This window comes from Streptomyces sp. AMJ-169, from assembly GCF_055597585.1.
The window spans coordinates 1-9,694 of the sequence record NZ_JBVLTJ010000035.1 but is presented as its reverse complement, the minus strand read 5'-3'; the positions used below and the strand labels follow the sequence as shown (position 1 = coordinate 9,694).

The following is a 9,694-nucleotide window of genomic DNA, read 5'->3' as shown; positions in this document are numbered from 1 at the left end:
CCCCCCCCCCCCCCCCCCCCCCCCCCCCCCCCCCCCCCCCCCCCCCCCCCCCCCCCCCCCCCCCCCCCGCCGCGGTCTTCTCATTTGCGGTACAGCGCTTCGATCTCGTCCGCGTACGCCTCCGTGGCCGCCTGCCGCCGCACCTTCAAAGAAGGCGTCAACAGCCCGTTCTCCTCGGTGAATTGACCCTCGACGATCCGGAAGGCGCGGATCGACTCGGCGCGGGAGACGGCCTGGTTGGCGTAGTCGACGGCCCGCTGGACGGCCTCCTGGATACGCGGGTCCTGCGCGGGCGGGGTGCCCGGCGGGAGCTTGTGCAAGGCGAGCCAGTGGGCGACCGCGTCGGGGTCGAGGGTGACGAGGGCGGCGACGAAGGCCCGGTTGTCGCCGACGACGAGGCACTGGCCGACGGGGCTGCGGCTGCGCAGCCGGTCCTCCAGGACGGCCGGGGAGACGTTCTTGCCGCCCGAGGTGACCAGGAGGTCCTTCTTGCGGCCGGTGATGGTCAGGTAGCCGTCGTCGTCCAGTGATCCGAGGTCGCCGGTGCTGAACCAGCCGTCTTTCAGGACCTCTTGGGTGGCGCGCGGGTCGTTCCAGTAGGCGTGGAACACGACCGGTCCGCTGACCTGGACCTCCCCGTCGTCCGCGAGCCGGATCGCCGTCCCCGGGACCGGGCGGCCGACCGTGCCGGGGCGGGGCGCGAGGGGCGGCATGAGGGTCGCGGCGGCGGAGGTCTCGGTGAGGCCGTAGCCCTCGTAGACGACGATCCCGACGGCCTGGAAGAAGAGGTTCAGGGTGCGGTCGAGGGGGGAGCCGCCGCTGATCGCGTAGTGCAGCCGGCCGCCGAGTTCCTTGCGGATGCGGCGGTAGACGAGGACGTCGTACAGGGCGTGGGCGGCGGTCAGTCGCAGGCCCGGGCCCTTGCCCTTGCCTTCGCCTTCGCCTTCGCCGAGGAACTTTCTCAGGTGGGCCTCGGCGAAGCGGACGCCGACGCGTTCGGCGCGGTCGAAGGAGGCGCCCCGGCCCAGTCTCTCGGCGGTGGCGCGGCCGGTGTCGTGGATGCGCTCGAAGAGGTAGGGGACGCCGACGAGGAACGTGGGCCTGAACTCCCTGAGCACGGGCCGCAGTTCGTCCGGTCTCACGCTCGGGAAGTGGCCGGTCTCGATACGGGCGGTCAGGCAGGCGATCTGGAGGGTGCGGCCCATGATGTGGGCGAGGGGGAGGAAGAGGAGGGTCGAGGCGGCGCGGCCGGTGACTGCCCGGAAGACGGGGTGCAGGAGTTCGAGGACGTTGCCGGCCTCGTCGTGGAGGTTGGCGTGGGTGAGGACGCAGCCTTTGGGGCGGCCGGTCGTGCCGGAGGTGTAGCAGATCGTCGCCGTCGCGTCGGGGGTCAACTCCCGTCGGCGCTGCTCGACTTGCTCGTCGGAGACGTTCCGGCCCAGCGTCTTCAGGTCGGCGAGCGCGCTGCCGTCCAGCTCCCAGAGTCTGGGGGCGCGGGCGGCCGTCGCCTTCACGGCCGTCGCGGTGGCCGCCGGGTTCTCCGTGACGATGTGCCGGGCGCCGCAGTCGCGGACGATCCACTCGACCTGTTCGGCGGAGGAGGTCGGGTAGACGGGGACGGTGACCCCGCCGGCCGTCCAGATCGCGAAGTCCAGGACCGTCCACTCGTACCGGGTGCGTGACATCAGGGCGACGCGGGAGCCGGGTTCGACGCCGGCCGCGATGAGGCCCTTGGCGACGGCGGTGACCTCGGCCGCGAACTCGGCGGCTGTGACCGGGCGCCAAGTCCCTTGTTCCGTACGGCGTTTGATGATCGCCGCGGTGGGGGCCTCAGTGGCGTTGGTGTAGGGGAGGTCGGCGAGGGAGCCGGTGGCCAGGGGCTTGGCGAGGGGGGCGGTGCGGGCCTCGCGGACCGTGCCGTCCGGGTCCCGTACCAGCTCGGTGCGGGTACGGGACCGGAGGTCGGTGCGGCGGCTGGCTTTCCGCAAGTCCCTGCGTACGCCCATGGTTTCGGCTCCCCTTGCTTCAACTGGCTGAAGGTGAGGGAAACTTACTCGCGCGTAGGGTTCTGGTACCAGTCCTCAGCGCGAGGCGGTCACGACACCACGTCCTTGCGCGCGAAACCCCGGAACGCGAGCGCGAAGAGGATCACCGCGTACGTCACCGAGACCGACGCGCCCTGGGCCATGCCCGCCCATTCGGGGGTGGGCTGGACGGCGTCGGCCCAGGCGAACTGCCAGTGCGCCGGGAGGAAGTCGCGCCAGTTGCCGAGGGCGGTCACCTGGTCCAGGACGTTGCCGACGATCGTCAGGCCGACCGCGCCGCCGACCGCGCCGAGCGGGGCGTCGGTCCGGGTGGAGAGCCAGAACGCGAGCCCTGCGGTGACGAGTTGGGAGACGAAGATGTACGCGACGACGACCAGCAGCCGCTGGGCCGCCGTGCCCGGGGAGAGCGCGCCGCCGGTGGGCAGCTCCAGGGAGCCCCAGCCGTAGGCGGCGGTGCCGACGGCCAGGGCGATGATCGGCAGCAGGACCATCGCGGCGAAACTGAGGCCGAGGCCGACGACCAGCTTGGACCACAGCAGCCGGGCGCGCGGGACGGGCGCGGCCAGCAGATAGCGCAGCGAGGACCAGCCGGCCTCCGAGGCGACGGTGTCCCCGCAGAACAGGGCGACGGGGATGACCAGGAGGAAGCCGGCGGAGACGAACAGGTTGACGGCGGCGAAGTTGGCGCCCGACGCCGTGGCCGTGTCCATCAGCGTGACGCGGCCGTTCCGGCCGTCCGGGGTGCCGCCGATCATGAAGGCGATCAGGAGGACGAAGGGGAGGGCGGCGAGGATGCCGCCCATGATCATCGTCCGGCGGCGTTTGAGCTGGCGGGCCAGTTCGACCCGGAGCGGGAGCGTGCTCGACGGCCGGTAGCCGGAGGCCGTCTCGGTGAGCGTGCTCATGCGGAACCTCCGATCAGGGTGAGGAACGCGTCCTCCAGGCGGCGGTGCGGACCGGCCGAGGTGACCGGGACGTCGAGCTTGACCAGCTCGCCGATGAGCCGCTGGGCGGAGCCTTCGGGGCCGAGGCGGACGAGGATGCCGTCGTCGGTGCCGATCGCCGAGTCGACCCCCGGGAGGGCGGCGACCTTCTCGACGAGCTGCTCCTCGACCGGCGTGGCGGTGCCGACCAGCAGCGTGTCGCCGGAGCCGACGATCTCGGCGACCGGGCCCGCCTGGACGAGCTGCCCCCGGTCCATGACCACGAGATGCGTGCAGGACTGCTCGACCTCGGACAGGAGGTGGCTGGAGACGATGACCGTGCGGCCCTGGGCGGCGTAGCGGATCATCACCTCGCGCATCTCGCGGATCTGCGGCGGGTCGAGGCCGTTGGTGGGCTCGTCGAGGATCAGCAGGTCCGGGAGGCCGAGCATGGCCTGGGCGATGGCGAGACGCTGGCGCATGCCCTGGGAGTACGTGCGCACCGCGCGGGCGAGCGCGTCGCCGAGCCCCGCGATCTCCAGGGCCTCGTCCATGTGCGCGTCCCCGGCCGGGCGGCCGGTCGCCTGCCAGTACAGCTCCAGGTTCTCGCGGCCCGACAGGTGCGGCAGGAATCCGGCGCCCTCGACGAAGGAGCCGACGCGCGAGAGCACGGGGGCGCCGGGGCGGATGGCGTGCCCGAAGACGTGGATCTCGCCGCCGTCGGGCCTAATGAGGCCCATGAGCATGCGCAGCGTCGTCGTCTTGCCCGCGCCGTTGGGTCCGAGCAGGCCCAGGACCTGGCCTTTCTCCACGCGGAAGGTGAGGTCGCGGACGCTGTAGCGGTCGCCGCCCTTGTACTTCTTGGTGAGGCCGGTGATCTGGAGCGGGACCCCGGCCAGCTCCGGGTCGGGCGCCGGGGTCGCCGTCCGGCGGCGGGCGGTGAGCAGCAGCCCGGCGGCGACGGCCGCGCCCGCGAGGGGCAGCCACCAGACCCAGGCGGGCAGCGTGGTGGCGGCGGTCTTCACGTCCGGGGCGGTGGGGACCTTGAGGTCGGTGCTGGTGAGGGACACCGTGTACGAGGCCGCCTGCGCCGGGGAGGCGTAGCCCAGGTCGGTGGAGGCGAGGACCAGGCGCAGGCGGTGGCCCTGGTCGACCTTGTGGTCGATCGCGGGGAGGGTGAGGGTGACGTCCTTGCCCTGCTGGGCGCCGGTCACCCGGATCGGGGCGACCAGCTGGGAGGGCAGGACCTGGCTGCGGCCGTCGGGGCCGACGTCGTAGACCTTCGCGAAGAGGACGGCGTCCTCGGACGTGGCGGTGACGTGGACCGTGGCCGTCGGGGAGCCTGTGATCCGCAGGTCGTTCGCCAGGGGCGCGGAGGTGAAGGCCGCGTACTGGCCGGGGAAGTCCAGGGAGAGGCCGACGCCGAGGGAGGAGAGCTGGGCGAGGCCGCCGCCCGCGCCGAGGCCGGGGAGGGCGGAGATGGCGGGCGGGGTGGCGCCGGGCGGGTTGGCGAACGTCTGCTTCCCGCCGGTGAGCTGGATGCTCCGCTCGTCGTTGCCCAGGCCCGGGTAGCTGTCGGCGCTCGCGCCCTTCAGCTGGGCCGCGCCGTCCGTGGAGTCGAGGCCGCCGGTACGGGTGACGCGGAAGGCGGGCCCGGTGTCGGCGGACTTGTCGTCCTTGAGGTAGCGGTCGAACCAGTTCTTGACGCGGGTCTGGACGCGGGCGGACTCCAGGTCGCCGCCGTCATGACCGCCCGCGATCCAGTCGACGTCCACGGGGGCGCCGTTGGCCCGGATCGCCTTCTCGGCGGCGTCGGACTGGGCGAGGGTGAAGAGGGAGTCGGTCTGCCCCTGGAGGAGGAGGGTGGGGACCTTGATGCGGCTGCCCACGGCCGAGGGTGAACGCTCTTCGAGGAGTTGACGCGCCTGCGCGTCCGGGGTGCCCGACTCGGCGACCCTGTTGTACATCGCGCACAGCTCGGGCTCGAACTTGGCGCAGCCGCCCGCCGTGTTGAAGAAGACGCCGGTCCACAGCTTCTTGAAGACGCCGTCGGGGAAGAGGGCGTCGGCGAGGTTCCAGTACGTGATCGCGGGGGCGATCGCGTCGACGCGGGTGTCGTACCCGGCGGCGAGCAGCGCGATGGCTCCGCCGTACGACCCTCCGGCGACGCCCACGCGCGGGTCGCCCTTCTTGTCGAGCTGGACCTGGGGCTGTGCGGCCAGCCAGTCGATGAGCTGGGAGACGTCGGCGACCTCGGCCTTCGGGTCGTTCAGCCCGATCTTGCCGGTCGACCTGCCGAAGCCGCGCGCGGACCAGGTCAGCACCGCGTACCCGTCCTTGGCGAGGTCCTCGGCCTGCTTGCGGACGTCGTCCTTGCTGCCGCCGAACCCGTGCCCGAGCAGTACGGCGGGGCGCTTGGTGTCCCCCGGGGTGACGAAGTACGACGTGTCGAGTCTGACTCCGTCGACGGCCATGACGCGGTCGCTGCGCCGCACCTCGGGGCCGCCGTCCGACGCCACCGCCGTCCATGTCCCGACGCCGGCCAGCACCAGCGCGGCGGCGCCGGCCGCGAGCACCTGCCGCCGCTTGTCCCGCCACCGGCTCATGGGCGTCCCCGGGGCACTGGCCCCGTCACTCGAAGATCCATGCGTTCAACGGTACGGGGTGAGTCTGACAACGGGCTGTCGACCGGAGAGCGAACCGGCCACCCTCCTGGAGGCGTACGGGGATGCGGGGCGTACCGCAGGTGCGGTACGCCCCGGGGGGATGGTGTGAGGCTCCTCACTCCATGTCAGCCCAGCTGCTTGGTCGTCGCGAAGAGGCTGGAGCGCAGGGTGGTGGCGGTGCCGATGGACGTGGCCGTGCCCTTGTAGAGGAGGAGGGCGCCGGCGCTGTTGGTGGCGACGACGTCGGGGATGCCGTCGCCGGTGCTGTCCGGGCTGCCGTACAGCAGGGGGAAGGCGGTGGTCGTGAAGGTGCCCGGGGTGACGTAGTAGTCGTCGCCGTCGAGGCTGTCGGCGGAGGTGCCGAGGCTCTTCAGGACCGTGCCGGTGCCGCTGCTGTCGAGGATGCCCTTGCGGAGGTAGATGTTGCCGGCGGCGGTGCCGGTGCGGACGCGGTAGGTCATGTCGGCGGCGCCGTCGCCGTTGTAGTCGGCGATCCCGACGAAGTCGCGGTCCGCCCAGGCGCCGGTGGTCAGCTGGATCGCCTCGGTGAAGGTGCCGCCGCTGTAGCCGGTGAAGACCCACAGTTCGGCGCCGCCGGTGCCGCCCGCCACGAACAGTTCGGGCCGGCCGTCGCCGGTGATGTCGCCCGCCGACTTGATCTCGGAGAAGGTCGCGGGGGCGGGGGCGTTCGCGGGGAGCCGTACCTGGATGCGCTTGCTGACGTCGATGCCGCCGTAGCCGTCGCCCGGGTAGATGAAGAGGCGGCCCTCGGGGGTGCGGATCACCCAGTCGGTGACGCCGTCGCCGGGGGCGTAGTCGCCGTTGTGGGTGACCAGGGAGAAGGTCTCCTTGCCGTCCCAGATGTGCGGGGCGGTGGCGCCGTCGCGCAGGATCTGGCCCTTGTCGTGGGCGGCGTAGGTCTGGTTGAACCAGGTGCCGCCCTGGGAGAGGGCGCCGATCCAGAGATTTCCCACGTCGCTGATGTGGGCGAAGTCGCCGGTGCCGTCCCCGTTGAGGTCGCCCGCGGCGTCGGGGGTCGACCTCGGCTTGACGTAGAAGGTGTGGACGCGGGCGTTCGGGGAGAGGTTGCCGGCGGAGTCGACCGCCTTGACGTACAGGGTGTTGGGGCCCGCCGCCGGGGGTTTGACGCCGGTGACCGTCGCCGTCTTGACGGCCGTCGTGCAGGAGGCGGTGAGGCCGCCGGAGGTGCCCTGCTTGCCGCCCGCGCAGACATAGCCCGCGTAGTTGGTGGAGTTGATGGACCAGACGAACTTCACGATGTCCGTCTCGGTGGTGTCACCGACCTCGAAGGTGAAGGAACCGGCGGTGCCGAAGGGGTTCTTGGACCAGACCTCGCCGTCGCCGTCGTTGTTGTTGTCGCCGGGGAAGTCCTCGGAGACGACCGGGGCGGGCGAGTCGGGCAGGTCGGTGTCGTAGGTGAACCGGCAGGTGGGCGTCCAGCCGCTGCTGGTCGCGGCGTCCCAGGCGCGCACTCGCCAGGCGTACGTCACCTTGTTCACCAGGCCGGTGAGGGAGACTCCGGCCACCACGCCGTTCGTGGCCGCGCGGTTGTACGTCGTCGTCGCGCCGGTGTCGCTGCGGGTGACCGCGAACTCCAGCTTGGCGAGGTCGCCGTCGGGGTCGGTGGCCTTGGCGCTGATGGTCGGGACGGTCTTGCCGAGCTTGATGTAGGGGGCCGCGCTGGTGTCGCAACCGCCGGGCGCCATCGTGTAGTTGACCGGGGTGTTGGGCTTGCGGTTGTAGGTGACGGCGATGGTGGGAGAACCGCCGCCCTCCGCCTGGAACTTCTTCCAGGAGTAGGTGTCCGTCTCCAGGGCGCCGGCCGAACTCGTCGGCGCCGAGGAGGCGGTGGAGGCGACCAGGCCCAGGTTGAAGTCCGTCCAGCCGTTGTCGGCGGCCTCCTGGAGGAGGGAGGTGACGGTGAAGTTGACGTTCGCGTCGGGGCAGGCGCTGTTGGACTTCCAGCCGTACGCGAAGGACTTGGAGGTGATCTTCCGCTTCCAGGCGGGCTGGTTGTTCCAGGTCGTGCGGGTGCCGAAGGCGTCGGTGCGCCAGACCTGGACCGTGCGCTTGCTGCACGACCAGGAGTGGGTCTCCAGGATCTTCAGGGTGGCGGCGGAGACGGTCGCGCCCTTGATGGAGTTCCTCAGCTTCATCTTGAAGAAGGAGCGGGCGGTGCCCCAGGTGTCGCGTTCGAAGCCGACGCGGGCTTCCTTGGTGTCCTCGTTGTAGTTGGCGCCGTCGTAGAAGCTGGAGCCGGGGTATTTCTTGTAGACGGTCGTCCAGTTGGCCCTGATCCCGGTGGTCGAGGGGTCGACGAAGACCGGGTAGGTGAGGCCTGCCGTCCTGAGGTAGTCGGCGGGCGGGGTGACGGTGAGGACGCCGTCGGTGAAGTCGGCGGCGGCGGTCGTGGCGTGGGCGCCTTCGCCGGGGCCGTTGACCGCGGGGAGGGCGAGGGTGTCGGAGGCGGGGACGGCGTAGGCGACGGGATCGAGGTCCTGGCCCGCGGCGGGCGCCGTCTCGTCGGGGATCGGGCCCGCGTCCTGGCCGACCGAGGGGTCGGCGGACGGCTCGATGGTGAAGCCGGCGTCCGGTTCCTCGCCGGGGTCGTCGTTGTGGGCGTCCGCGCCCGGGGTCTGTTCGGTGTCCGGGGCCGGGGCGGGCGAGTAACCCCCTTCCACCGTCTCCGGGTTCTCGTTCGTGCCGGTCGCCGCGTCGGGGTCGGCGGCCGGGGTGTCCGTGTCGTGCGTGCCGGCGGAGTCCCACAGGAAGGGGGTGGGCGAGACGGCGATCTCCTTGCCGTCGGTGTCCTTGGCCAGCAGGACGTCGGTGGCGGGGTCGAGGGTGAAGGCGAGGGTGTCGGAGCCGACCCGGTAGCGCGGGGGTTCGGCGGCCAGTTGGGCGGCGGCTTCGGGGGTGTGGACGACCAGGACGTGGGTGAAGCCGGTGTCCCGGGCGGACAGCATGAGGTCGACGCCGGGCAGGACGGACTCGTACAGCGCGCGGTTGTCCTCGACGAGGGGTTCGGGGAGGGGGCCGGGCCACTCGAAGGTGATGTCGTGGCCTTCGGCGGTCATGGTGAGGAGGGGGTGCCAGGCGGGGGTGGTGCCGGCGGTGCGGAAGGCGGCGGTGCGGGCGGTCGCCCCTGAGGAACTTCCCTCCGCGCTCGAACCCGCCTTATGGGCGCCGGAGTTACGCTCCCCCAAGCGTTCGCCCGCCGAAAACGTCACCGGGTAAGGGCTGTTGACGGTCCGCCAGCCTTCGCCGTCCTGACGCAGCGAGGTGTCGACCGCCGCCCACTGTCCCGCCGCGTTCTTCGCGCGCACCGGGGCGACGGACGCCGTGTAGGTGAACGTCTCGTCGGGGTTGGCGACGGTCGTGGAGAACTCGTCGGTCAGCGCGGTGACTTCGACCTTCCGGCCGGTCGCGCGGGCCCGCTCCTGCGCGCCGTCGGCGTCCAACGGCCGTGCGGAGGTAGGGGACTTGGCGTCCGGCGTGGCTGATTTCCCGCTGTTCAGGGCGAGTACGGCGGCCCCGCCGGTCAGCAGCGACAGGGTGAGCGCGGTGGCGAGGGCGCGGCGGACGCGCCGTCGGGGTGAGTTCTCACGCGCTTCGGGGGCGCTGTCGGCGTCGCTCAAGGGACCCTTCTCCAAGCGGTGTGGTTCTCCGGGATGCCCTCTGACCAGGGCCGAGGGGTGCCCTGCGGCTCCGGGCGTCGGCGGCCGGGCCGTGCGAGCGGCGCGCGGCGCGCCGGATTCGGGCCGTTGGAGTATGAACAGCTCATCCGTCCGAGATCAACACCCTTCGCGGGGCCGGAGAGCGGCGAGGACAGCACTCGGCATCGATGGGGTGCTTTTTTAACTTTCTTTGTCCGAATTTAAGCTGTGACATAGATAACACAGGTCCTTCAAATCTTGACGAAGATCTTCACGCCGCCTTTATCTCGTGCTCTGTCTGTGAGTTCACGATTACTGAGCTTCTTCGAGTTGGCTACCGATCGGGTGACGGTCGGCGAAGCGCAACGAGCGAGGCCCCCGGG

General features: G+C 71.5%; 4 protein-coding genes. All 4 read right to left on the bottom strand.

What is annotated here, in order from left to right; all coding sequences use genetic code 11:
• Positions 1-80: 80 nt before the first annotated feature.
• The gene (locus ACYUD3_RS38455) at positions 81-2,006 is read right to left on the bottom strand and encodes an AMP-dependent synthetase/ligase (protein ID WP_470981148.1); all 1,926 of its coding nucleotides are present in this window, start codon (positions 2,004-2,006) and stop codon (positions 81-83) included.
• An 89-nt stretch (positions 2,007-2,095) separates the two neighbouring features.
• On the bottom strand, positions 2,096-2,950 hold the full coding sequence (locus ACYUD3_RS38450; RefSeq protein WP_470981145.1) for an ABC transporter permease: 855 nt from the start codon (positions 2,948-2,950) through the stop codon (positions 2,096-2,098).
• On the bottom strand, positions 2,947-5,574 hold the full coding sequence (locus tag ACYUD3_RS38445; RefSeq protein ID WP_470981142.1) for an alpha/beta fold hydrolase: 2,628 nt from the start codon (positions 5,572-5,574) through the stop codon (positions 2,947-2,949). The genes ACYUD3_RS38450 and ACYUD3_RS38445 overlap by 4 nt, the downstream gene beginning before the upstream one ends.
• A gap of 185 nt (positions 5,575-5,759) precedes the next feature.
• Entirely contained in the window at positions 5,760-9,293 is a 3,534-nt protein-coding gene (locus ACYUD3_RS38440; RefSeq protein WP_470981139.1) for an FG-GAP-like repeat-containing protein, read from the bottom strand.
• Positions 9,294-9,694: the final 401 nt, after the last annotated feature.

What these genes read in the sequence shown, in the direction of transcription:
- ACYUD3_RS38445 (WP_470981142.1), bottom strand. Translation starts at nt 5,574, where the DNA reads ATGAGCCGGTGGCGGGACAAGCGGCGGCAGGTGCTCGCGGCCGGCGCC.
- ACYUD3_RS38455 (WP_470981148.1), bottom strand. Translation starts at nt 2,006, where the DNA reads ATGGGCGTACGCAGGGACTTGCGGAAAGCCAGCCGCCGCACCGACCTC.
- ACYUD3_RS38450 (WP_470981145.1), bottom strand. Translation starts at nt 2,950, where the DNA reads ATGAGCACGCTCACCGAGACGGCCTCCGGCTACCGGCCGTCGAGCACG.